Annotated in this window: 31 protein-coding genes; all 31 read left to right on the top strand. The window is 70.3% G+C overall.

Annotated elements, in window-relative coordinates:
• Positions 1 to 38 precede the first annotated feature (38 nt).
• Positions 39 to 200 carry a hypothetical protein gene (locus ACQEVC_RS00285; RefSeq protein ID WP_432872182.1) on the top strand — a complete coding sequence of 54 codons (162 nt, stop codon included), beginning with the start codon at positions 39 to 41 and terminating at the stop codon, positions 198 to 200.
• On the top strand, positions 197 to 562 hold the full coding sequence (locus ACQEVC_RS00280) for a hypothetical protein (RefSeq protein ID WP_432872180.1): 366 nt from the start codon (positions 197 to 199) through the stop codon (positions 560 to 562). Before ACQEVC_RS00285 ends, ACQEVC_RS00280 begins: the two co-directional genes overlap by 4 nt.
• Positions 559 to 801, top strand: a complete 243-nt coding sequence (locus tag ACQEVC_RS00275; RefSeq protein ID WP_432872178.1) for a hypothetical protein — start codon at positions 559 to 561, stop codon at positions 799 to 801. Before ACQEVC_RS00280 ends, ACQEVC_RS00275 begins: the two co-directional genes overlap by 4 nt.
• Positions 798 to 1184 carry a hypothetical protein gene (locus ACQEVC_RS00270; RefSeq protein WP_432872176.1) on the top strand — a complete coding sequence of 129 codons (387 nt, stop codon included), beginning with the start codon at positions 798 to 800 and terminating at the stop codon, positions 1182 to 1184. The genes ACQEVC_RS00275 and ACQEVC_RS00270 overlap by 4 nt, the downstream gene beginning before the upstream one ends.
• Entirely contained in the window at positions 1184 to 1414 is a 231-nt protein-coding gene (locus ACQEVC_RS00265; RefSeq protein ID WP_432872174.1) for a hypothetical protein, read from the top strand. The genes ACQEVC_RS00270 and ACQEVC_RS00265 overlap by 1 nt, the downstream gene beginning before the upstream one ends.
• Entirely contained in the window at positions 1411 to 2139 is a 729-nt protein-coding gene (locus tag ACQEVC_RS00260; RefSeq protein ID WP_432872172.1) for a DNA methylase, read from the top strand. Before ACQEVC_RS00265 ends, ACQEVC_RS00260 begins: the two co-directional genes overlap by 4 nt.
• Positions 2136 to 2651: a hypothetical protein gene (locus tag ACQEVC_RS00255; RefSeq protein WP_432872170.1), complete on the top strand. Its 516-nt coding sequence runs from the start codon at positions 2136 to 2138 to the stop codon at positions 2649 to 2651. The genes ACQEVC_RS00260 and ACQEVC_RS00255 overlap by 4 nt, the downstream gene beginning before the upstream one ends.
• Before the next feature lie 94 nt (positions 2652 to 2745).
• On the top strand, positions 2746 to 3480 hold the full coding sequence (locus tag ACQEVC_RS00250; protein ID WP_432872168.1) for a hypothetical protein: 735 nt from the start codon (positions 2746 to 2748) through the stop codon (positions 3478 to 3480).
• Positions 3477 to 3686, top strand: a complete 210-nt coding sequence (locus tag ACQEVC_RS00245) for a hypothetical protein (RefSeq protein ID WP_432872166.1) — start codon at positions 3477 to 3479, stop codon at positions 3684 to 3686. The genes ACQEVC_RS00250 and ACQEVC_RS00245 overlap by 4 nt, the downstream gene beginning before the upstream one ends.
• On the top strand, positions 3683 to 4081 hold the full coding sequence (locus tag ACQEVC_RS00240; protein WP_432872164.1) for a hypothetical protein: 399 nt from the start codon (positions 3683 to 3685) through the stop codon (positions 4079 to 4081). Before ACQEVC_RS00245 ends, ACQEVC_RS00240 begins: the two co-directional genes overlap by 4 nt.
• Positions 4078 to 4398: a hypothetical protein gene (locus ACQEVC_RS00235; RefSeq protein WP_432872162.1), complete on the top strand. Its 321-nt coding sequence runs from the start codon at positions 4078 to 4080 to the stop codon at positions 4396 to 4398. The genes ACQEVC_RS00240 and ACQEVC_RS00235 overlap by 4 nt, the downstream gene beginning before the upstream one ends.
• 181 nt (positions 4399 to 4579) lie before the next feature.
• The gene (locus ACQEVC_RS00230; RefSeq protein ID WP_432872160.1) at positions 4580 to 5461 is read left to right on the top strand and encodes a PD-(D/E)XK nuclease-like domain-containing protein; all 882 of its coding nucleotides are present in this window, start codon (positions 4580 to 4582) and stop codon (positions 5459 to 5461) included.
• Positions 5458 to 6315 (top strand): hypothetical protein, encoded by an 858-nt coding sequence (locus ACQEVC_RS00225; protein WP_432872159.1) that lies wholly within the window; start codon positions 5458 to 5460, stop codon positions 6313 to 6315. The genes ACQEVC_RS00230 and ACQEVC_RS00225 overlap by 4 nt, the downstream gene beginning before the upstream one ends.
• On the top strand, positions 6312 to 6827 hold the full coding sequence (locus ACQEVC_RS00220) for a single-stranded DNA-binding protein (RefSeq protein WP_432872157.1): 516 nt from the start codon (positions 6312 to 6314) through the stop codon (positions 6825 to 6827). The genes ACQEVC_RS00225 and ACQEVC_RS00220 overlap by 4 nt, the downstream gene beginning before the upstream one ends.
• Before the next feature lie 49 nt (positions 6828 to 6876).
• The gene (locus ACQEVC_RS00215; protein ID WP_432872155.1) at positions 6877 to 7257 is read left to right on the top strand and encodes a hypothetical protein; all 381 of its coding nucleotides are present in this window, start codon (positions 6877 to 6879) and stop codon (positions 7255 to 7257) included.
• Positions 7258 to 7408: 151 nt separating this feature from the next.
• On the top strand, positions 7409 to 9997 hold the full coding sequence (locus ACQEVC_RS00210) for a DUF3854 domain-containing protein (protein ID WP_432872153.1): 2589 nt from the start codon (positions 7409 to 7411) through the stop codon (positions 9995 to 9997).
• 12 nt (positions 9998 to 10009) lie between these two features.
• Complete coding sequence (locus tag ACQEVC_RS00205; RefSeq protein WP_432872152.1) at positions 10010 to 11953, top strand: DNA polymerase; 1944 nt, start codon at positions 10010 to 10012, stop codon at positions 11951 to 11953.
• Between the two features lie 10 nt (positions 11954 to 11963).
• Complete coding sequence (locus ACQEVC_RS00200) at positions 11964 to 12500, top strand: hypothetical protein (protein WP_432872150.1); 537 nt, start codon at positions 11964 to 11966, stop codon at positions 12498 to 12500.
• Positions 12500 to 12739 carry a hypothetical protein gene (locus ACQEVC_RS00195; protein WP_432872148.1) on the top strand — a complete coding sequence of 80 codons (240 nt, stop codon included), beginning with the start codon at positions 12500 to 12502 and terminating at the stop codon, positions 12737 to 12739. Before ACQEVC_RS00200 ends, ACQEVC_RS00195 begins: the two co-directional genes overlap by 1 nt.
• Before the next feature lie 34 nt (positions 12740 to 12773).
• Entirely contained in the window at positions 12774 to 13253 is a 480-nt protein-coding gene (locus ACQEVC_RS00190) for a hypothetical protein (RefSeq protein ID WP_432872146.1), read from the top strand.
• A gap of 59 nt (positions 13254 to 13312) precedes the next feature.
• Positions 13313 to 13543 carry a hypothetical protein gene (locus tag ACQEVC_RS00185; protein WP_432872144.1) on the top strand — a complete coding sequence of 77 codons (231 nt, stop codon included), beginning with the start codon at positions 13313 to 13315 and terminating at the stop codon, positions 13541 to 13543.
• A 56-nt stretch (positions 13544 to 13599) separates the two neighbouring features.
• Positions 13600 to 14550, top strand: coding sequence for a DNA adenine methylase (locus ACQEVC_RS00180; RefSeq protein WP_432872142.1), 951 nt, complete (start codon positions 13600 to 13602; stop codon positions 14548 to 14550).
• A complete protein-coding gene (locus ACQEVC_RS00175; protein ID WP_432872140.1) occupies positions 14547 to 14828 on the top strand; it encodes a hypothetical protein in 282 nt (93 codons plus the stop codon). The genes ACQEVC_RS00180 and ACQEVC_RS00175 overlap by 4 nt, the downstream gene beginning before the upstream one ends.
• 14 nt (positions 14829 to 14842) lie before the next feature.
• Positions 14843 to 15808 (top strand): tyrosine-type recombinase/integrase, encoded by a 966-nt coding sequence (locus ACQEVC_RS00170; RefSeq protein ID WP_432872138.1) that lies wholly within the window; start codon positions 14843 to 14845, stop codon positions 15806 to 15808.
• Positions 15809 to 15835: 27 nt separating this feature from the next.
• Entirely contained in the window at positions 15836 to 16096 is a 261-nt protein-coding gene (locus ACQEVC_RS00165) for a hypothetical protein (RefSeq protein WP_432872136.1), read from the top strand.
• Positions 16097 to 16199: 103 nt separating this feature from the next.
• The gene (locus ACQEVC_RS00160; RefSeq protein WP_432872134.1) at positions 16200 to 16904 is read left to right on the top strand and encodes a hypothetical protein; all 705 of its coding nucleotides are present in this window, start codon (positions 16200 to 16202) and stop codon (positions 16902 to 16904) included.
• On the top strand, positions 16901 to 17113 hold the full coding sequence (locus tag ACQEVC_RS00155; RefSeq protein WP_432872132.1) for a hypothetical protein: 213 nt from the start codon (positions 16901 to 16903) through the stop codon (positions 17111 to 17113). The genes ACQEVC_RS00160 and ACQEVC_RS00155 overlap by 4 nt, the downstream gene beginning before the upstream one ends.
• Positions 17110 to 17340, top strand: a complete 231-nt coding sequence (locus tag ACQEVC_RS00150; protein WP_432872130.1) for a hypothetical protein — start codon at positions 17110 to 17112, stop codon at positions 17338 to 17340. The genes ACQEVC_RS00155 and ACQEVC_RS00150 overlap by 4 nt, the downstream gene beginning before the upstream one ends.
• Before the next feature lie 752 nt (positions 17341 to 18092).
• Positions 18093 to 18545: a hypothetical protein gene (locus ACQEVC_RS00145; RefSeq protein WP_432872128.1), complete on the top strand. Its 453-nt coding sequence runs from the start codon at positions 18093 to 18095 to the stop codon at positions 18543 to 18545.
• Entirely contained in the window at positions 18542 to 20176 is a 1635-nt protein-coding gene (locus ACQEVC_RS00140; RefSeq protein WP_432872126.1) for a hypothetical protein, read from the top strand. Before ACQEVC_RS00145 ends, ACQEVC_RS00140 begins: the two co-directional genes overlap by 4 nt.
• Before the next feature lie 13 nt (positions 20177 to 20189).
• The gene (locus ACQEVC_RS00135; protein WP_432872124.1) at positions 20190 to 21635 is read left to right on the top strand and encodes a phage portal protein; all 1446 of its coding nucleotides are present in this window, start codon (positions 20190 to 20192) and stop codon (positions 21633 to 21635) included.
• Positions 21636 to 21651 lie beyond the last annotated feature (16 nt).

Below are 21651 nucleotides of genomic sequence, written 5' to 3'. Positions count from 1 at the left end.
AAGAGCCGCGAGGACGCCAGAACCCCGAGGAGTATCCCATGACCAACCGCAACGACCACGACTCCGTGATCCCGTCGGCCACCGAGACCCTGCGGATGCAGCGCAGGGAGCAGCAGGACAAGGAGAACGGCGTCGAGACCGCGGCGTCCCGCCTCTCCGCCCGGAAGATCGCCGAGCAGAACCGCGGCGGTGCCCAGTGAACGCCATCGCCATCGTTCGTAACCTGCTCGCCGCCGGCTGGAAGTCCAACTCCCGGACCGAGATGTGCGACGGCAGCGTCGTGCTCGACGGCACCCGCGGCGACAGCACCATCACCGCGGACGCCTGCGACGACGGCACCACGACGCTGGTCCTGACCAACCTCACCGCCTCGCAGGTCGCCGCCGCACTGTCCGCGGTCGGGCACATGCCGCCGCTGCCCGCCATTCCCCGCCGGCCGCTCGTCGGCTGGTCTCCGGCCACCCGGGCTGCGGGGAGGATGCTGCGCCGGCTCGACACCCCCGACCTGGGCGACGTCGCCTCCGGCCGGGTGCCGCTGCCGCCGACGGGCGGTGCGCGATGAACCAGACCCCCGCCCAGCCGGAGGCGACGCCGGAGGAGAAGCGCCGCGACCAGATCGCCAACGCGATGCGCCGGCTCGCGGCCAAGTACCCCGGCAGGAACGTCGAGTCCGTCCACGTCGTCTCGATCCTCCGGAGCACCGACTCGGAGCACGTGTCCGATGCGGAGTTCCGGGCGGAAGCCCGCGCCGCGCTGGCCGCGCTTGACCTGGTGCTCCGCGAGGCGGGTGACCAGCGATGACCACCGCTCCGACGACCCCGGCCGAGCCCCGTCCGCTGCCGGACTGGCCGCGACTGCCCCGACCCGTCGACCCGGCGCCGATCCTGCCCCGGCACCCGGGGTACGCCGACCAGGTCCGGGCCGCGCTGGTCACGCTCGGCACCACCCGCGACGAGATCACCGCCACCCTGACCGCGCTGCGCGTCACCGGCCGTCCGCAGAGCGCCCGGGGCTGCGCCGTCTACGAGTACCTGCTCAGCCTCGGCCTGCCGGTCTACCGGATCAACCCGCTGTTCGTGTCGCTGATCGACGGCGGCCGGGTGGACGTGCCGGAGGTTGTCGGCGACTGGATGGCGGAGTACGACGCGAACGCGTTCCCGGCGCTGGTTCGGGCGGTGTCGTGATGCCCTCCTACCTGCTCGGCATCCTCGGCCTGCTACTGGCCTTCACCGCCGGATTCGGCCTCGCCCGCCACCTCGGCACCGGCCGCATCGAGGCCATGCACGCGGCGATGACGGCCACCCGGCCGGGTCCGCACCGCTGGGCGGTCGCCGACTCCCACCGCGCCGGGTGGCGGGCCGCGCCGTGGCGCTGGATCCACGACCACCTGCCGCACCGGAGGGCCGCCGCGTGATCACCCTGACCGTCCGCGAGGCGCTGCACCTCATCCGGCACTCGACCGACCGCTGGGTGCTCGACGGCTACTGCGGTGCCGGCGGCTCCACCCGCGGCTACCAGCAGACCGGTGTCCGGGTGCTCGGCATCGACAGGGTTTTCCGCAGGAACTACTGCGGTGACGCGTTCATCCACGCCGATGTCCTGGACGTGCTCACCGACGTCGACCTGGTACGAGCCTGCCTGGGCGCCAACATGTCCCCGCCCTGCCAGTACGGGTGCGCCGAGGCCAAGCAGTTCGGTACCACCGACCGGCACGAGAACCTGATCCCGCCGACCCGCGACCTCCTCCGGGCCGCCGAGGTGCCCTACGTGATCGAGAACGTGGAGGACAACCTCGCCGACCTGGTCGACCCGGTCGTGCTGTGCGGGGAGATGTTCGACCTCGGGGTGTTCCGGCACCGCGGTTTCGAGGTCGGCGGAGGCATTGTCCTGCCGCAGCCGGAACACCCGGAGCACCGGGGTCGGATCGGCGACGGCCGGTACGTGACGGTCACCGGGAAGTCCGGCGGTCGGTCCCGGCGCGACGGCATCCAGCACGGTCGCAAGGCCGACTGGGTCCGCGCCATGGGCATCGACTGGATGAGCGTCCGGGAAATGGCGCTGGCCATCCCGCCCGCCTACACCCGCTGGATCGGCACGCAGCTCCTCGCCCAGCTCGACCAGCGGAGGGCCGCCGCGTGAACACCCAGCCCTGGCACTACTCCAACCGGGCCGACAAGCGGGCCCTGCCGCTCGCGGACCGCCACTACAACCGGCAGAAGATCGGCAGTCCGCAGTTCGTCCCGCCCGGATCCTGCGTCGTCTTCCTGACCGAGCACGCCGACGCCGTCTGGGTCACCTCCAACCCCATCGCCCGGTTCGTCAAGCACGACTGGGCCGGGGCGTGGATGAACTCCCTGTTCCGCCGGGAGCCGGAGTGCGAGTACCTGGCCTCCGACCTGATCACCGCTGCCGTCGCGGCTACTCGGGCGCACTGGCCGGACGTGCCGGACCTGGGCATCGTCTCGTTCGTCGACGCGTCGAAGACCCGGAGGAAGCGCGACCCGGGCCGCTGCTACCGCCGAGCCGGGTGGCAGCACGTCGGCTTCACCAAGGCCGGGCTCTGGGTCTTCCAGCAACTGCTCGCCGACATGCCCGAGCCGGCGCTGGCCCAGCCGAAGTACGCGCCCGAACCCGCGAGGGCCGCCGCGTGATCGTCCCCGGCCCCGGCTGGCCTCTCACCCGCGCCCTACTCATCGCCTGCCTGCCCGGCGCCGTGCTGCTGGGCCTCCTGATCTGGAGCCTCTGATGACCGACCTTGAGCGAGAGATCGCCGACCGCTTCGTCCGCGACACCGCCGACCACACCTTGACCGTCCTGCACGACGACGGGCTCTACCGGCACCTGCGATGCGCCAAGCCCGACAGCTCGTTCTACTGGTTCGAGATCATCACCTGGCCCGGGTCGCTCGTCTTCCGGGGCGACATGGACTGCGCCCCCGTCTTCTCCCGCGTCGCCGACATGTTCGCGTTCTTCCGCAGCGACAGCGGCCGGATCAACCCCGGCTACTGGGCGGAGAAGCTGCCGGACGCCGGCCGATCAACCCAGAAGTACAGCGAAGACATGCTCAGGGAGCACATCGAGGGCTGCCTCAAGGAGTACGCGGAGGAGTACCCGCAGCACAAGAGCGACTACGTGACGGCGAAGCACCAGTTCGACACGGCGGACTGGGCCGACCGGTGGCCAATGAAGAGCAGTGGCCCGCGCGAACCGTACGAGCCGAAGACGCCTGCCGAGATCCGGCAACTCGTCGAGGACTACGACAGCGACGGGATGCTCAGCCACTCCGACGGCGCCCGGGACCTGCTGCGCGACCTGGAGAAAGCGGGCGTCTGCTCGGACACCTGGGAATGGGACCTCACCGACTGGGACTGGCCGTTCCTCTGGGCCTGCCACGCCATCGTCTGGGCCATCCGGCAGTACGACAAGCAGCGGCCCGCGGAGGCCAACGGCGTCGAGACCGTCGAGGTTGCCGCCCGATGAGCCTCCACCACGCCCTCGGCGGCACCCGCAACGCCGGCCGGCACCGCCCCGGCACCAACGGCGACCGGCTCATCCCCGCCGAGCACCGCGTCGCCCCCGACTGGACCCCGCCCAAGCACATCGCCGCGCGGGCCGCCGTGCCCGCCGACGCCACCTCTGTCCTCTACCTCCCGCCGGACATTGACCTTGCCGAGGTGACGCCGTGAGCACCGCGACCCTCACCGCCATCCGCCCCTGCTCCCGGTGGGACCCCCGCATGTGGGAGACCGGCAACGAGGGCAACGCCGACGCCATCGAGATGTGCGACTGGTGCCCGTTCAAGGACAACTGCCGGACCGAGAACCCGTACCCGCGCGGCGTCATCGTCGCCGGTGTCGCGCACGACGACTACGGCAACCTGGTCACCGGCAAGGCCCGGAAGCCCGAGCCGGAGCCCGTGTCGGCGCGGCCGGTCTCCCTGGCGGAGCCGTACCGCGACGAGATCCTGCGCCGGCACCGCGACGGCCAGACCTGGGGACAGATCGCGGTGGTCATCGGCCTGCCGCTGTCGACCGTGAGGTCGTACGGCCGCCGGCTGCTCGCCCAGGCGGTGGCGGCATGACGACCTGGACCGAGCAGGACTCCATCGACCTGTCCGCGCGCCTGGTCGCCGACGACGGCTACCGGATGCCGCTGACCGGGCCGGAGCGGCGGGCGGCCGTCAACCGGATGCTCGCCGCCGGGCTGACCACCGAGGTGATGGCCGACCGGCTGTGCATGGACGTGGACTCGTTCCGCTCGTGGACCTACCGCGAGGGGATACGGCTGCCCCGCCGACAGGTGGCGTGGTGGGTCGTCGTGGCCCAACCGTCGCAGGCGTCCGCGAACAAGAACCGGCGCAACCGGTCGTCGCGAGCGAGGGCGAGGGCAGCCGCGTGACCACCCCCTGCCGCCCCGACCCCCGCAGCCCTCGGCCAGACGCCGCCGAGCAGACCGCGGACTACCTGGCCCGAATCGCGGCGTGTCCGTGCCTGCCCCAGTGGCGGCAGCCGGGCGGGCTGTGCGGCGGGTGCGGAGCTGACGGGTTCGGGGTCTTCGAGGAAGAGAGTGAGGTACCAGCGTGAGCGTCGTCGAGCTGCCGAGCGCAGTATCGCGGCCAACCGTCATCACCGAGCCCGGTCTGTACTCGATATCTGAGGCCGAGTACCACGGCGATCCGGTGCCGGTCGGGTCCCTGTCGTCCAGCGGAGCCCGGAGGTTGTTGCCGCCGTCGTGCCCGGCGAAGTTCGCCTACGAGCGGGAGAACGGTCGAGCGCCGCAACCGGACTTCGACCTCGGGCACGTCGCTCACCATCGGTTGCTCGGGTCTGGGCCGGAGATCGTCGTGGTCGACGCGCCGGACTGGCGTACGAAAGCAGCCCGGGAGCAGCGTGACGCGGCGCACGCGGTCGGTGCGGCTCCGCTGCTGGCCAAGGACTACCAGCGGGTGCTGGAGATGGTTGAGGCGCTGCGCCGGCACCCGCTGGCCAACGCGCTGTTCGACCCGACTACGGGGGATGCCGAGCAGTCCGCGTTCTGGGTTGACGAGGAGACCGGGGTCTGGCGCCGGGCCCGGTTCGACTTCCTCCGAAACCGGGTGTCCGGGCGGCCGGTGGTCGTGGACTACAAGACCACCGAGTCGGCCGAGCGAGAGCACATCCGCCGAGCCGTCAGCCGGTACGGCTACCACCAGCAGGACCCCTGGTACCTCGACGCGGTGACCGCGCTGGGTCTCGGCGAGGACGCCGGATTCCTCTTCGTCTTCCAGGAGAAGACCCCGCCGTACCTGGTCACGGTCGTCGAGCTGGAAGAGCCCGACCGGGCCAGTGGGCGAGCCCAGAACCGCAAGGCCATCGAGGTTTACCGCCAGTGCGTCGAGACCGGGCGCTGGCCCGGCTACGCCGACGACATCGTCCCCATCTCCCTGCCCCCGTGGCACCGAACCGAGGAGTTCTCCCAGTGACCGACGTCGCCATCCGATCCGATCAGCAGCTCGACATCCCGGCCGGTACCGAGCCGGCCGCCGTCCAACTCGCCCAGTGGGCCCAGGCCGCCGACGCGGCGTACCGCCTGGCGCAGAGCCTCTGCGGTACGCAGTTCTCCCCGGCCGCCTACCGGGGCAAGCCCGAGGAAGCGTGCGCCGCGATCCTGGCCGGCGCCGAGGTGAGGCTCTCGCCGATGGCCTCGCTGCGCGCCTTCGACAACATCCAGGGCACGCCCGCGCCGAAGGCGATCACCCTACGCGCCATCGTCCAGAGCCTGGGCCACCGGGTAGAGGTCGTCGGCGAGCCGACCGCCCAGACCGCGTCGGTGCGGGGGCTGCGCAAGGGCGAGACCGACTGGCAGGTCTCGACGTGGACCATCGAGCGCGCCCAGCAGATGGGGCTGACCACCAAGGACCAGTGGAAGAAGCAGCCTGCCGCGATGCTGGTCGCCCGGGCGACCGCGGAGGTCTGCCGGTGGATCGCCTCCGACGCGATCATGGGCATGCCGTACACAGCCGAGGAGATCCGCGACGAGGGCGGTTCCCTCGAAGCCCGGCCGGCGCCGCAACGCATCACTGCCGCCGAGATCCTCGGCACGACGAGCGAGGAGCCCAAGCCGGCGGCCGTCAGCTACCTGGTCGACCCGGACTGCCTCGTCGAGCCCGAGGACATCACTCCTGAACGAGTTCTCGACTGGATCGCCAGCGCGGCCACCCAGGACACCCTCGACGTCATCAAGCGGGCCTGCCAGGAGCACAACATCCGCGACCAGCACGTCCTGGACGCGTGGACCGCGCGTTCCGCCGAACTCGCCAAGGAGACCCAGTCGTGAACGAGACCACGATCACCGTCGTAGGCAACCTGACCGATGACCCCGAGATCCGCTACACCCCGTCCGGCGCGGCCGTCTGCAAGTTCCGGGTGGCCTCGACCCCGCGGTTTTACGACAAGACCACCCAGCAGTGGAAGGACGGCGACCCGCTGTTCCTGGCCTGCCAGTGGTGGCGGGAGCCGGCGGAGAACGCCGCGCAGTCCCTGCAGCGCGGCATGCGCGTCATCGTGCAGGGCCGGCTCCGGCAGCGGTCGTACGAGACCCGCGAGGGCGAGAAGCGCACGGTCTACGAGCTGGAGATCGACGAAGTGGGTCCGTCGTTGCGGTACGCCACGGCGCGGGTCGAGAAGATGACGCGCTCCAGCGGCGGGTCGAGCGGGCAGCGTACCGCGTCGCCGCCGGCCGGAGGCTCGACCGACGACCCCTGGGCTACCGCTGCCCCGGCGCAGAGCCGGACCGCCACGGCAGTGCTCGGGCGCCCCGATGGCAACGGCGTCGAGCCTCCGTTCTGATTCCCAACCGCCAACCCCGACAGCCGACTACGACCAAGGAGACCACGAGATGGGCTACCCCAGCTTCGGCAAGTCGCTCGCCGACATGGCCGACGAGGTGCGCGAAATCAACATCGAGAAGGGCTGGCGGTCCGCTGACGGCGGCCCCGGCACCAACACCTTCGGCGACTACATCGCCCTGCTGCACAGCGAGCTGTCCGAGGCCCTGGAGGCGTACCGCGACTGGCGGCTCGTCGACGCCACCGAGCCGCACCAGGGCGCCAAGCCGGAGGGCGTCGGTTCCGAATTGGCCGACGTGCTGATTCGCCTGCTCGACACCTGCGACGTCTTCGGGATCAACCTGACCGCCGAGTACGAGCGGAAGGTCGCCTTCAACCGCACCCGGCCGTTCCAGCACGGCGGCCGGACGCTGGCCGACGCGAAGCCCTGATTCACCAGCCCCGCCCGGACAGGCCGGCACCGCGCATCGAGAGCGCGACGGGGCGCCACTCCCCAGCAACCACGAGACCAGGGAGGCACCCCTTGAGCACCAACAGATACGACGACGCAGGCGCCTTCCAGACGACCCGGCCGGTGACGCTGTGACGGTCACAGCCGAGGCTGTGACCAGCGAGGCGACCTGGAGCGACCTGCCGATCACGTCGGAGCACCGGGCGCTGCTGGAGGCCGCCGCGATTTCGCCAGAGGTCGCCCGGGCCGCCGGGGTCCGGTCGATCACCGCGACGGAGCAGCTCCCAGCGGAGTTCGCCTCGTACGGCGAGGCGGCGGTGCCGGCACTGGTCTTTCCGTACCGGTCGCCGGACGGTGAGGAGCGACTCCAGCTTCGCCCGGACGTGCCGGTACGGATCGACGGGAAGCCGAGCAAGTACCTCTGGCCGGCGGACACCAGCCTGGTGCTCAACGCGCTGCGGCGCGACGAAGATGCAGGCCTGGTGCTCATCGTCGAGGGCACGAAGCAGGCCCTGGCCGCCGCCAGCCACGTACCGGCCGGCGTCGAGGTGCTCGGGATGGTCGGCTGCCGTGGCTGGTACCGCGACGGGGCGCCGACGCCGGACCTGTACGTGGTCGACGACCGGGAAGTCGTGGTGTGCCTCGACGCCGACGCCGCAACCAACCTCGACGTCTACACCGCCGGGCTGAACCTGGCCGACGCGTGCGTGGCGGAGGGCGCCCGGTCGGTGCGGTTCCTCCGGCTCACCGGCGGCAAGAAGGCGGGGCTGGACGATATCCTCGGCAGCCGGCCGGCGGCACGGCGGGCGGCGTACCTGGCCCGGTTGATCGAGACGGCGAAGCCAAAGCCGGCCGACCAGAAGCCGAAGCCGCCGCCCGCCCGAAAGCGGGCGGCCACCGAGCTGGTGGTGCCCGCTGAGCGCGGCATGATCGTGGTCAACGGAGACCGGTACGAGGTCATCACCGCGCTGACCCAGGCGCTGCTCGACAGGCACGACGCCAACCGGCTGTTCTGCTACGGCGGGGTGATCAGCCAGCGCAAGGGCGTGGCGCTGACCCCGGTCAGCAAGGACGCGTTCGGCGGGATCGTCGCCGAGACCGCGGTGACGGTGGTGGCCACGCCTTCGCCCGACGGCGAGGAACGGCACGTGCACGCCTGGCCCGACGGCCAGACCATGGGCGCCATCCTGGCCAACGCCGAGCGGTTCAGCACGCTGGACAAGCTGTCGGAGATCCCGTTCGTCCGGCCGGACGGCTCGATCTGCCAGACCCCGGGCTACGACGCGGAGACGCGCACCTTCCTGGTGCTCGACCCGGACCTGGAGATGGGGCCGGTGCCGACCGACCCGACGCCCGAGGACATCAGCGCGGCGGTGAAGCTGATCCTCGACGACTGGCTGGGCGACTTCCCGCTGCCTTCCGCCGCCGACAAGGCCAACGCACTCGGCCTGGTGCTGACGCCGTTCATCCGGGGCCTGGTGCCGCTGGCGCCGCTGGCCGTGGTCGACGCCAAGGAAGCCGGCTCGGGTAAGAACTTGCTGGCTGACGTCATCCACCGGCTGGTGAAGGGCCGCGATGCCCAGCCGCTGCCCTACACCACGGACGACGCGGAGCACCGGAAGGTCATCACGTCCGCCTTCCGGTCCGGCGCCGAGCTGTTCATTTTCGACGAGGCGCACGCGCTGGATGGGGCCAGCTTCGCCCGCGCGATCACCTCGGTCACCTACCAGGACCGGGTGCTCGGGGTGAGCAACCTCGCCGAGTTCCCCAACCGGGTCACCTGGATCAGCCTGGGCAACAAGGTGCAGGTCTACGGCGACATGGGCCGGCGCGTCTACCGGATCCAACTCTCCTTCCCCGGCGAGAGCCCGGAGAACCGGCCGACGTCCAGCTTCCGGCACGCCGACCTCCGGGCGTGGACCTCGGCCAACCGAGCGGGCCTGATCGCGGCGTGCCTGACCCTCGTGCGGGCCTGGTTCGCCGCCGGCCAGCCGACGCCCAAGCTGCCGTTCTCGATGGGCTCGTTCGAGGGCTGGCAGAAGGTGCTCGCCGGGGTGCTGGAGATCGCGGGCGTCGAGGGCTTCCTCGCCAACGTTCGGGAGTGGCGCTCCGAGAGCGACTTCGAGCGCCAGCACTGGGTGGCGCACCTGCGGTGGCTGCACGAGACGTTCGGCGATGCGGAGTTCCTGACCGGGCACGCCGCCGAGAAATTGGACCGGGCGGGCAAGGCCGCGGAGTACCCGCACAACCTGGAGGACCCGACCGCCAAGGGCTACGCCCGCAAGCTCGGCCAGGCGTACGCCAAGCAGGAGGGCCGGGTGCTCGACGGCTACCAGCTCGTCAAAACGGGTCTAGGACACAGGAACCTGGCCAAGTGGCGCATCTTGCCCCCCGAAAACCTCGAAGACGGAGGGAACGGAGGGAACGGAGGGATGCCTACTCCCTTCACAGGCGGGAGAAAAACATCTCCTCCTAGCGCGGACGTGTCATACGCGGCGGACGCACACGTGTTTTCGCGTGTAGTAGAGGGCGGAACACACCCCTCCGTTCCCTCCGTTCCCTCCGCCACCGTCGCGCCGATCGAGCACCTACTGCCGCTCGTGACCGTCGACCCGGCGCCGCTGTGCCGCGACTGCCGCCAGCCGAAGGAACTCGTCCCGCCCGGGCGGTTCTGGTTCGCGTGCCCGCACTGCTTCCCCGCCACCTTCACCCGCGACTGAGAGGAGACGACCGTGCGCACCTTCACCCCGACCCTCGGCGGACTGCCGACCGAGATCCTCGCCCCGGAGCCCGGCCAGTTCGATGCCGCGGCGTTCCGGGCCGCCTTCCCCGGCGACGCGCTGTACGGACTCGATGTTGAGAGCCTCTACATGGACGACCTCGGCCAGTTCTCCCCGGACTTTGCGCTGCGGCTGATCCAGTTCGGCACCGCCGAGTACGCCTGGGTGCTGAACCTCGACGACCCGGACCAGCGTGCCGCCGCGGTGGACCTGCTCTCCGACCCGACAGTCAGCTTCTGCTCACACACCCCGATGGATGTCCTGGCCGTGGCCACCCAGCTCGGTGCGGACATTACCGGCCGCAATGTCGACACCCGGATGCTCGCCGCGATGGCCGCCCCCGACGACAAGGCCGGCGGCAAGGACCTTAAGACCCTGACCACCACGCACATCGGTGCCGAGTTGGAGGCCGCCGAGAAGGCGCTCGCCGACCGGTTCACCGCGCTCTGGTTGGCCACCGAGCCGAAGCGCAAGAAGCCGGCCCGGTCCGTGATCGACGCGTACGGCTGGGCCAACACCCCCGCCGACGACCCGGAGTACCTGACCTACGCCGGACTCGATGCCATCGCCTGCCGCCGGCTGGCCGACATCCTCACCCCCTTGACCGCGGCGCCTCCGGCGCTCCTGCGCATCGAGTCCTGGCTCGCCGCCGAAGCGAACCGGATTCAGATCCGCGGCATGCGCGTCGACCGACCGGCGCTGGACACCCTGGCCGACGAAGCCCGCCGCGAGACCGGCGAGGCTGAGGCCGTTGTCGTCGAGGTCACCGGCGGTATCCCCGCCAGGTCGCCGAAGATCCAGGAGTGGCTGACCGACCACGGCGTGGACTGGTCGACCTGGGAAGACCGCGGCGGAGCGCTGACCAACACCGGCAAGCCCAGCCTGGCCAAGGAGAACGTCAAGCTGCTGCTCGGGTACGACCTCGACGACGACGGGCAGCGGGTTGCCGATCAGCTCATCCGCTTCAAGGGCCACCAGGACGCGCTGAACAAGACCACCGACCTGCTGTCCCGCGTCGCCCCGGACGGTCGGGTTCACCCCGGTCTGAACACTCTCGGCACGGTCACCGCCCGGATGTCCTCGGCCGCGCCCAACTTCCAGAACTTCAGCAAGAAGGACCCCCGGATGCGGGGACTGTTCCTTCCCGAGCCCGGCCACGTGCTGCTCACCGCCGACTTCGACCAGGTCGAGCTGCGGGTGGTCGCCGCGCTGGCTCGGGAGACCAAGATGATCGACGTCATCCTGGCCGGCGGCGACCTTCACGACCTCACCGTTGACGAATTGGCCGAGTCCGGGATCGAGATCACCCGCGACACCGCCAAGATGACCAACTTCCTGATCGTCTACGGCGGCGGCGGCCGGGCGCTGCACGAGCAGGCTCGGATCCCGTTGGAGGATGCCCAGCGCATCGTCGCGACCTTCCGCGAGCGGTACCCAGCCATCAATGAGTTGTCCCGGGCCATGGGTCAGTACCGCGACGAGATCCGGACCATATCCCACCGGCGCATCCCTGTGACTACCAACGGCCACGGCGACCTCCGGACCTACGCCAACATCAACTACCTGGTCCAGTCCAGCGCCCGGGACCTCCTGGTCGACGCCTGGTGGCGCTTCGCCCACGAGTTCGGCCGCGGCCCGCTGGTCTGGTTTGCCATCCACGACGAGTTGGTGCTCCAAGTTCCCGAGGACCTCGTGGACCAGGTCACCGACGAGGTCCAGCGGTGCATGCGCTTCGACTTCATGGGCGTACCGATCTCCGCCAGCGCGATCGCCCTCATCGACGAGGACGGCACCTCGCGGTGGATGACCTCGAAGCGGGCCGAGCAGATCCGTGCCGCCCGAGCCACCACCCCACCCGCCCCCGCGGTCGTCGCTGACGACCAGCCGCCCTACTGAGGAGACGACCATGAAGCGCCGACCCCGAGACATCGGCACCGCCGCCGAAACTGCCGTCGTCCGCTACCTGCACACCGCCGGCTTTCCGCACGCCGAGCGCCGGTCGCTACGCGGCGCCCACGACGCCGGAGACATCACTGGTACACCCGGCGTCTGCTGGGAGGTGAAGGGTGGGGCTGCCGCCCGGACCGCCAGCGACCTGGACATCACCCGGTGGATGGCCGAACTCGCCACCGAGGTCCGCAACGCCCACGCCACGGTCGGGCTGCTCGTCGTCCAGCGGTCCGGGGTCGGCCCGGCCAACGCCGGCCGGTGGTGGGCCGTCATGCCCGCCTTCCAACTCGCCGACCTGGCCACGCTGGAGCCTCTGCCGGTCAGCGACGGGCACGCCTTCCCGGTGCGGATGCTGCTCGCCGACGCCGTGTCGCTGCTGCGCGCCACCGGCTACGGCTCAGCCGGCCCGACGCCGGCCGCCGTCCCGTTCGGCGACGAGCGCAGCCTGCGCGACCGGGTAGTCACGGTGCCGCTGCCGGCGGAGGTGGCGTGATGGCCAAGGTCACCAAGTCCGCCAGCCGCAGCGTCTACATCGCCAGCCCGCCTCCGGTCAGCGGATCAATGACCATCTGGGCGCTGAGGGACTTCCTCGCGGCGGTTGACGCCGAGGGTATCCCGGACACCGCCACCCTCGAATGCCAGAGGGATCACAACACGTTCCACTTCACCGGGGTTTCCGTGCGTCACACCGTCCCCATCCCATCGGAACCCACCACCCCTGACTCCCGATAAGGCCACGACCCCACGACCCAGATTGGAGATCGAGATGTCTACCCACACGATCTACCGCGTAACGTGCGATGCCCCGCACTGCTCCGCCGTTGGAATCATCGAGAAGATCACTGACGTTCCTGACGGCTGGCGGCGGGTCTCGTCAGCCGATCACCTCGCCGACTGGCGGCCTGGCCGGCGGCGTAATCCGTCGACCGGTCGGCAGTACACCGACAAGCGGTCCCCCTGGGACGTCTCCGCCGGGTCCTTCGCCCTGCACCTGTGCCCGGCCGACAGCACGGCGTTCGACGGCCACCTCCCCCGGACCGAGGGGGCGGTGATGTTGGCTCGGGAGCGCGATCGCCGCGTGCTGGTGAGCTGCTCGTGCGGTGCCCTGTCCCGCACCACGAAGGACCTCCTGTGGGTCGGGCGCGACCCGATGCCGACGAGCGAGGTGGAGCGGACGTGGTGGCTCCACCTTCCCGCCGAGTTGCAGGAGTACGCCACCCGGGGCCGCGTCATGGAGTCCGCCTGAACTACCCATCACGTAGCCGTAAACAGCCATTTAAGGCGTAGATCAGAAGGGAGTTGACCATGCGACGCCTGCTCCAACCTTGGATTCCGATCCGGCGGATCGCGGTACTCGCCAACCTGCACGGCGGTGCGGCCCGGTTCCGGACGATCATCGCCGGCCGGTCGTGGGCGCTTCTGTTCGTGCGCAAGGACCCGTCGATGCCCGCCGTCCCGCCGGAGGAACGGCCGACGATGCGCGAGGCGATCGACCAAGCCGATGCCGCCGACCGGCACGACCGGACCACCTCATAAGCCCAAGTATGAGCCCAAGAAACGATCTAGATAGGAGGTGAAAGGTGAGGCCACCGGTGCGCTACTACGGGGGCAAGGGCCGACTTGCCGGCCGCATCGTGGAAATGCTGCCGCCCCACCGGCTCTACGTCGAGCCGTTCGCTGGCAGTGCCGCCGTGCTGTTCGCCAAGCAGCCCGCCCAATTCGAGATCATCAACGACCTGGCCGGAGACGTCGTCACGTTCTTCCGGGTGCTGCGCGACCGTCCTCGCGACCTGATCACGGCCATCGAGCGGACACCGTACGCCCGTGCCGAGTTCCAGCACTGCCAAGAGCACGCGGACCAGCCGGCGAACGAGGTGGAGCAGGCTCGACGCTGGTGGGTGCGGCAGATGCAGGGCTTCAATGCCGTCCCCATCCAGACCCGGCGGGCCCGGGTTGGCTGGTCGCTGTCCAACGCCAGCAACAATCCGGCCACCCGGGTTACCGGCTACCTGGCCCGGATGGGCGCAGCAGCGGAACGCCTCCGCCGGGTGCAAATCGAGCAACGCCGGGCGGTCGAGGTGGTGGCCCAGCACGGGCGGGCTGATGACGCGCTGTTGTACGTCGATCCCCCGTACCTGCCTGAGACCCGCAACGACCGGGGCGCCTACCAGGAGGAGATGACCTCCGACGATCACCGCTCGCTCGCCGAGGCCCTGCACGCCTTGCGGGCGATGGTGATCCTGTCCGGGTACGCCTCGCCGCTCTACGACGAGCTGTACGCCGACTGGACCCGGATTGACGTCGGAATCAGCAGGCCCACGAGCAACCGTGCCGGCCGCCAGGGTGCGGTGGGCACCGAGACCCTATGGCTGAACAGGGCTTTTGACGAAACTAGCGCCGGAACTCGGAGTTTTGACGAAACCCTGTGCGCCTGTGAGTGCGGACGGACGGTGATCCGACCTGCGACCGGGCGCCGCCCGAAGTACTTCTCCCCGCTCTGTCGTCAGCGTGCCTACCTCCGGCGCAAGGCAGGTGTTGCGTGACCACCCTCGTCACCGCCCTGCTTCGCGCTAACGGTCCCTATCCGGCTCGATTCATTGACAGATCGGAGATCGAGATGACCCCGATGCCCGACGAGGCCACCTGCACCGAGGACGGATGCCCCACCACCGTGGCCGACACTCCCGGTAGCCGCTGCGGCGAACTCAACGGCGAGCAGACCGCCGCCGGATGCGGCGAGCTGTTTTGCAACGACCACCTGTTCGCCACCCAGCGAGACGGCTACCTCTGCGCCGCCGACTACCGCGAGCTCGTGGCATGACCACCCTTGCCACCGTGACGCAACCGGACGACCACCTCGCCCGGCTTGTCACCGCCTTCATCGAAGGCCGCAAGAGCGACCACACCAAGGCCGCCTACCGCCGCGACCTCGCCCTCTGGCTCCAGTGGTGCGACACCAACCGCATCGACCCCCTCGACGCCTGGCCCGCCCACGCCCAACTCTGGCTCAGCACCCTCCACCGTGCCGGGGAGGCCGGCACCACCCGCGCCCGCCGGCTCGGCGCCGTCTCCAGTTGGTACCGGTGGCTCGTCTACCACCAGGCCGCCCCACGAAACCCGGCCGCGCTCCTGCCCGAGGACCGACCCGCCCAGTCACCGAAGCACGCCCCAGCGCTCTCAGACGAACACACAGCCGCGATCCTCGCCCAGGCCGACCAGGACACACCCCGGGCCGCCGCAATCGCGTGGACGCTCCTACAGACCGGCATCCGGGTGGGCGAACTGACCAACGCCAACACGGGAGACGTCGGGCTGGACCGGGGGCACCACGTCCTGCACATCATCGACGGCAAGGGCGGCAAGACCCGGGCCGTGCTGCTCGTGCCCCCGGTCGTCGCCCGCCTCGACACCTACCAGGCCACCCGCCGCGACACCGGCACGCTGGTCAGCGCCGACGACACGGGCGCCGGCAGCGTCCGGCCGCTCATCGCCACCCGCACCGGAGGTCGGCTCGACCGCAAGGCCGTACGGCTGCTGCTCCAGCGCCTCGCCCGCGCCGCCAAGCTGCCGCCCGAGGTCGCCGACCGGCTCACCCCGCACACCACCCGCGCCACCTACGTGACCAGTGCTCTCGACGAGGGCGCCTCGATCTACGACGTGGCCCGGGAGGTCGGCCACAGCCGTACCGACACGACCCAGGGTTACGACCGCAGCCACTACGACCCGTCGCGCAGCCCCGCCTACAAGCTCATGGGCCGCTACGCCCGCCACCTGCCCGCCGACGACCCCGCGCCGCGCTGAGCGGCCAACCCGAGAGGACCGAGACCCATGACTGCCCCGATGGCCAAGGTGACCCGAAGTGCCAGCCGTTCGATCTACATCCGCAGCGTGTCGCCGTACCAGGGCGGTATGAGCGTGTGGGCACTCCGCGACTTCGTCCGGGCGCTCGACGCCGAGGAGATCCCCGACGACGCCAAGGTCGAGTGCCACCGCGACCACAACACCCTGCATCTGACCAACCTGTCGGTGCGGGTCGTCACCGAGGACACCGCTGGTACACCGGCCGAGGAAGCCGCCCCGACCCCCTGAAACGCCGGTGGCCCTCCCGACCGCGAAACCGGGAGGGCCACCACCAGCACCCCGCGAAGGCGCTGCGACTCACCGGCCAGCCTACCGAGGGGGACCGCACGTCATGACCGGCCAGACCGCCACACCGCGCCACCCGAACACCCTGCACGCGCTCACCGCCGCGTGGAGCCTCCAGGTCGCCCGACAGCAGCTCGACCACGCCATTCAGTGCGGAGCCGACCAGCCCCGCGACGGACTCCGGTCCTGTGCCGGCGGCAGCGTCCGCTCCCGAGGCGGTCACGGCGACCCGGTCGGCAACATCGCACTTGCCCCCACCAAGCTGACCGGGAACGAAAGCCTCACCAGGCTGGAGCGGGCTACCACCAGCACCCTGACCTGGCTCGCCGACACGCTCCGGCTCACCGCAGGCCCGGACCCGATGTGGCGGATCCTCGACGGTCTGCCCCGGCTCCAGCCCGGTACCACCGAGCAGCTACGCCGGTGGCTCGTCGACCACGACGCCCGGATCCGGACCGCGCTCGGCCTTGGTCCCGACGAGCAGGTGCTGCCGGGCGCTGAGTGCCCCGCCTGCGGACGCCGGCCGATGACCGCCTGCACCGCCGCCCCCGACCCCGCCGACTGGACCGTGGTGTGCACCGCCGGCTGCCGCTGCGCCGGCCAGGGCTGCGGGTGCGCCATGCTGGTGCAGGTGGAGGGTGCGGTGCACATCTGGCCGGGCGCTGTCGACTTGGTCGCTGCGATGGAGCTGGCACAGTGGCCGCGACGGTGGCTGGTCGGGCTTACCGCCGATGGAGGTGAGGCAGCGTGAGTGATCGTGTGGGGTGGTTCGCTGACGTTGAGGACGTCGACTCCGAGGACGGAGAGCCACGCAGCGACCCGGCCTATCCGTGGCAGCCGGTCCTGCAAACCGCTGGCCTCTGCCTGTCGCTGGACATCTGGTTCGCCAGCAGGGCAGAGTGCGAGCAGTGGCTTCGCGACAACGTCATCGGCGTGGAGATGATCGAGGAGCGGCCGTGATCCGGCACCCCGAGACCGGCCGCCGGTATGGCACCGCCGCCGAGATTGCTGTCGCACTCGGCCCCGACGTCACCGTGGCGATGGTCCGCAACTGGTCCCAGCGCGACGGACTGCACCGGCATCAGGTCGGCCAGACGGTCTACTACGCACTCGACCAGGCGGCCAGCATCGAGCGGGACAAGCGGCTGTCCGGACGCGGCAGACGACGCGTCCCGGTAGCGGGCTGATACGCTTTGATCACACACCCCGATGGCAGGGGTGTCTCTACAGCCCGGTCGAGCCCCCTCGCTCCCGGGCTGTTGTCGTCTCCGAGATCGGTCGGCGCTGGCGGGAGACGGTGCGGGTGGTGGTGCGCGGCCGGGTCGCGGGCGAGGTCCGGCCGCGCCACCTGCGATGACCAAGGCGTGACCAGGCCGACCGGGTCTGAGAGCGTTTCTAAGCCAAGATCTGAGCCTGAGGGTTACTCGGGTATGGGTCCGGCCTGGTTCGTGCGGGAGCGTGGACACAGTGCCAAGAGCAATGCGCGTCTGCCCCTGCACTGGATGCGCCGAGCACCCCGGATCGTGCCCCGAGTTGACGACGGGCGGACGATGCGACGGATGCGCCCGGACCGCCGACGCCGCACGTGGACGACGACAGGACCGCGGCTACGACGCCGAGCACGAACGACTCCGCCGCGAGTGGCAGCCCAAGGTCGAGCGAAGCGAGGTCGACTGCCACGCCACAACCTGCGTCATGCCGAGCCGGACCATCAAGCCCGGCCAACGGTGGGACCTCGGGCACACGGACGACCGCAAAGGATGGACTGGGCCCGAGCACGAGCGATGCAACCGAGGATGGCGACGCGCCCAATCTCACGGACAGTGACGAAGGGGGGGTGACCCTCTGGCAGGCCCCGGACCAGGACCGCCGGGGAGGTAGAAATCGCCGCGTACGGGATCCGGTGACTGACAGTGACTCTGCGTTGGAGGCGGTGACCATGCCCGGACCAGCACCCAAGCACCCGTCGACCCGGGCTCGCCGCAACCGCGCCAGCACGGCGGCGACCCTGTCCATCGACCCGACGATCGAGGCTCCGAAGCTCCCGACCCGGCTCTGGCACGAGCAGACGCGCGCCTGGTGGCGGGACATCTGGTCGTCGCCGATGGCCCCGGAGTACGACGAGTCGGATCGGCACGGCCTGTTCGCGCTGGCCGTCTTGGTCGATGACTTCTGGACGACCGAGGACGCGAAGCTCCGCAAGGAGATAGCGGCGGAGATCCGCCAGCAGCGGCAGGGCTTCGGTCTGACCCCGATGGATCGTCGCCGGCTCCAGTGGGAGATCGAGCGGACCAGTGAGGCGCAGGAGCGTGGTCAGCGTCGTCGACAGGCTGCTAAGACGCCGGCCGAGACGGGGGAGGATCCGCGTAACGTCCTGCACGCGGTGTCGTGAGCACGTTCGTCGTTCCACCGCTGGACGAGGAGCCCTGGCCGACGCTGGGTCCCGGGGTCTGTGACCTGATCCAGGATCGGGCAGTGTTCGGTCCCGGCTCGCTGAAGGGTCAGCCGGCGAAGCTGGACGACGAGACCCGGGCGATCATCTACAAGGCGTACGAGGTCTACCCCCGGAGGCACGAACTGGCCGGCCGGCGACGGTTCCGGCGGGTCCGGATCTCCGCCCGGAAGGGTACGGCGAAGACGGAGAAGCTCGGCTGGATCGCTTTCGCCGAGCTGCATCCTGAGGCGGAGGTCCGGTTCGACGGGTGGAATGCCGCAGGCGAGCCTGTTGGTCGGCCGGTTCGTGACCCGTACATTCCGCTGCTGGCGTACACCGCCGAGCAGGTGGAGGAACTCGCCTACAACGTGCTCTACGTGGTGTGCACCGAGGGCCCGGACGCCGATCTGTTTGACGCCGGGCTGGAGCGCATCATCCGGCTCGACGAGCGCGGCCGGGCGGACGGTAAGGCGGTGCCGCTGGCCCAGTCGCCGAATGCCCGGGACGGCGCCCGGACGACGTTCCAGGGCTACGACGAGACGCACCGCCTGGACCTGCCCCGGCACGTCGCGGCGTACGACACGATGGAGGCCAACCTCCCGAAACGGCCGCTCGACGACCCCTGGTCGATGGGCATTACGACGGCGGGAGTGCCAGGCGGCGGATCGGTCGCCGAGCAGGACAAGGACGAAGCCGAGGCGATCGCGCGGGGCGAGATCGACGAGCCGGAGCTGTTCTACTTCCACCGCGAGGCCGGCCCGCACCACGACCTGAAGACCCTGACCGGGAGGATCGAGGCCATCCGGGAGGCGTCCGGCCCAGCGGCGGCTTGGTCAGACCTGCGGGGTATCGCGAAGCAGTGGGACCGTCCGAAGGCCGACAAGGCGTACCTGGAGCGGGTCTGGACGAACCGGTGGACGCAGGCCGAGGCGCAGGCGTTCGACGCCGGACGGTGGATCGACCTGGCCCGACTCGGGCGGAAGATCCCGCGTGGTGCGTCCGTCACGGCCGGTCTGGATGGCGCCCGATGGCGGGACACCACCGCGTTGGTCGTTACGGAGATAGAGACTGGCTTCCAGCACCGATTCGGGCTGTGGATACCGGAGGAATCCCCCGGCGGTGAGATCAAGGTTGCCGAGGTCGATGACGCGGTGGCCGAGATGTTCGAGCGGTGGCGGGTGCTGCGGTTCTACGGCGATCCGGCGGCCGGCTGGGACGACCCGTTGTCGCGCTGGTCGGGCACGCACGGGCCGAAGGTCGTGGCGTTCTGGTACACGGACTCCCGGAACCTGCGCAAGACCGCGTTCATGTGCCGCACGTACTCGGCGGCGATCCGGGCCGGCGAGGTCACCAACGACGGCGACGACGCCTTCACTCGGCACATCGGCGCCGCTCAGAAGCGGTTCACGAACATGGTCGACGACGAGGGCCAGCGGTTGTGGGTGATGGCCAAGGAGCGGCACGACTCACCCAAAAAGATCGACTGTGCGATGGCCGGCGGGCTGTCGTGGCAGGCCCGGCTCGACGTACTGGCTTCCGGGCTATGGAGCCCTGAGCCCGAGGACACCCGCGTGATCGTGTTCCGGTAGGAGGGGAGGGTCTGTGGCGCTCAGCGAAGACGAGGCCGAGACCCTGGCCCGGCTGGAGTACCAACTCGTTCGGCAGCAGCGGAAGCTGTGGACGCTCGACGCCTACTACAACGGTGAGCAGCGGGTCGAGCAGCTCGGCCTGGCGGTGCCACCGGAGTTGCGCCAGTTCCTGACGGTGGTGAACTGGCCGGCCACGTATGTGGACGCGATTGAGGAGCGCCTCGACGTGGAGGGCTTCCGGCTGCCCGGCCAGGACGGCGCTGACGCCGACCTTTGGCGGGTGTGGCAGGAGAATGACCTCGACGAGGAGTCCCAGCTCGCCCACCTGGATTCGCTGGTCTTTGGCCGCTCTTATGTCACGGTCGGCGCCGGTGACGCCGGGCCGGACGAGGACGACGACGGCGACGAGGACCGGGATCCGGCCACGCCTCTGGTGACGGTTGAGTCGCCGCGTGAGGTGACCGCCGAACTGTCTCCGCGTACCCGCCGGGTCGCCGCCGCGGTGAAGGTCTACCGGGACAGCCCCATCGGTCCGGCCCGCCGAGCCGAGTCGATTCAGCTCGCCACCCTGTACCTGCCGGACGTCACGGTGTGGCTGGAGCGGCGTAACGCCCGCTGGGTGGAGGTCGACCGGGACGATCACGGCATGGGTGTGGTGCCGGTGGTGCCGATGGTGAACCGGTCCCGGGTCGCCCGTCGGCATGGCCGGTCGGAGATGGAGCGGGTTATCCCGCTGACCGACGCCGCCGCGCGCGCGCTGACGAACGCCCAGCTCGCCACCGAGATCATGGCGATTCCACAGCGGTACGTCCTCGGCGCGTCGAAGGGTGACTTCGTCGACAAGGACGGCAAGCAGTTGCCCGCCTGGGAGGCGTACTTCGGAGCGATCTGGGCGCTGCTCAACCCGGCCGCCAAGGTCGGCCAGTTCGACGCCGCCGATCTCAGCAACTTCAAGACGATCGTCGACCACTACGCCAGCCTGGTGGCGGGGGTGACCGGGCTGCCGATGCGCTACCTGGGCCAGTCGACGACGAATCCGCCGTCGGCGGAGGGCATCCGCGCGGACGAGTCGCGCGTCATCAAGCTGTGCGAGCGGGTACAGCGGTCTCGGGGCGGGTCGTGGGAGCGGGTGATGCGTCTGGTCCGCCGGATCCTCGACGAGGACTGGAATCCGGACCTGGCGAGCCTGGAGACGATCTGGCGTAACCCGGCGACGCCGACGAGGGCGGCCGAGGCCGACGCCGCGGTGAAGCTGTTCAGCACCAGCCCGCGACCGATCGTGCCGCTGCGGCAGACCCGGGAGTCGCTGGGTTTCTCGCAGGTGCAGATCGCCCGGATGGAGGAAGAGGACGAGGCGGAGCGCCGTCGCGACCCGGTGCTCGACATCGCCCGCGGCCTGGCCGGCGGCGATGCGGCGGGCGAGCCGGCCGCGGCGGTGACCGGTGCCGACGCCGCTTGAGGTCGCCCGCCGCCAC

Source organism: Plantactinospora sp. CA-294935, from assembly GCF_050936445.1.
Taxonomy (GTDB): Bacteria; Actinomycetota; Actinomycetes; order Mycobacteriales; family Micromonosporaceae; genus Plantactinospora.
This window is presented reverse-complemented; position numbering and strand designations above follow the sequence as displayed.

What these genes read in the sequence shown, in the direction of transcription:
- ACQEVC_RS00270 (WP_432872176.1), top strand. Translation starts at nt 798, where the DNA reads ATGACCACCGCTCCGACGACCCCGGCCGAGCCCCGTCCGCTGCCGGAC.
- ACQEVC_RS00195 (WP_432872148.1), top strand. Translation starts at nt 12,500, where the DNA reads ATGGCCAAGGTCACCAAGTCCGCCAGCCGCAGCGTCTACATCGCCAGC.
- ACQEVC_RS00275 (WP_432872178.1), top strand. Translation starts at nt 559, where the DNA reads ATGAACCAGACCCCCGCCCAGCCGGAGGCGACGCCGGAGGAGAAGCGC.
- ACQEVC_RS00145 (WP_432872128.1), top strand. Translation starts at nt 18,093, where the DNA reads ATGCCCGGACCAGCACCCAAGCACCCGTCGACCCGGGCTCGCCGCAAC.
- ACQEVC_RS00160 (WP_432872134.1), top strand. Translation starts at nt 16,200, where the DNA reads ATGACCGGCCAGACCGCCACACCGCGCCACCCGAACACCCTGCACGCG.
- ACQEVC_RS00265 (WP_432872174.1), top strand. Translation starts at nt 1,184, where the DNA reads ATGCCCTCCTACCTGCTCGGCATCCTCGGCCTGCTACTGGCCTTCACC.
- ACQEVC_RS00185 (WP_432872144.1), top strand. Translation starts at nt 13,313, where the DNA reads ATGCGACGCCTGCTCCAACCTTGGATTCCGATCCGGCGGATCGCGGTA.
- ACQEVC_RS00235 (WP_432872162.1), top strand. Translation starts at nt 4,078, where the DNA reads ATGACGACCTGGACCGAGCAGGACTCCATCGACCTGTCCGCGCGCCTG.
- ACQEVC_RS00215 (WP_432872155.1), top strand. Translation starts at nt 6,877, where the DNA reads ATGGGCTACCCCAGCTTCGGCAAGTCGCTCGCCGACATGGCCGACGAG.
- ACQEVC_RS00285 (WP_432872182.1), top strand. Translation starts at nt 39, where the DNA reads ATGACCAACCGCAACGACCACGACTCCGTGATCCCGTCGGCCACCGAG.
- ACQEVC_RS00165 (WP_432872136.1), top strand. Translation starts at nt 15,836, where the DNA reads ATGACTGCCCCGATGGCCAAGGTGACCCGAAGTGCCAGCCGTTCGATC.
- ACQEVC_RS00190 (WP_432872146.1), top strand. Translation starts at nt 12,774, where the DNA reads ATGTCTACCCACACGATCTACCGCGTAACGTGCGATGCCCCGCACTGC.
- ACQEVC_RS00250 (WP_432872168.1), top strand. Translation starts at nt 2,746, where the DNA reads ATGACCGACCTTGAGCGAGAGATCGCCGACCGCTTCGTCCGCGACACC.
- ACQEVC_RS00245 (WP_432872166.1), top strand. Translation starts at nt 3,477, where the DNA reads ATGAGCCTCCACCACGCCCTCGGCGGCACCCGCAACGCCGGCCGGCAC.
- ACQEVC_RS00200 (WP_432872150.1), top strand. Translation starts at nt 11,964, where the DNA reads ATGAAGCGCCGACCCCGAGACATCGGCACCGCCGCCGAAACTGCCGTC.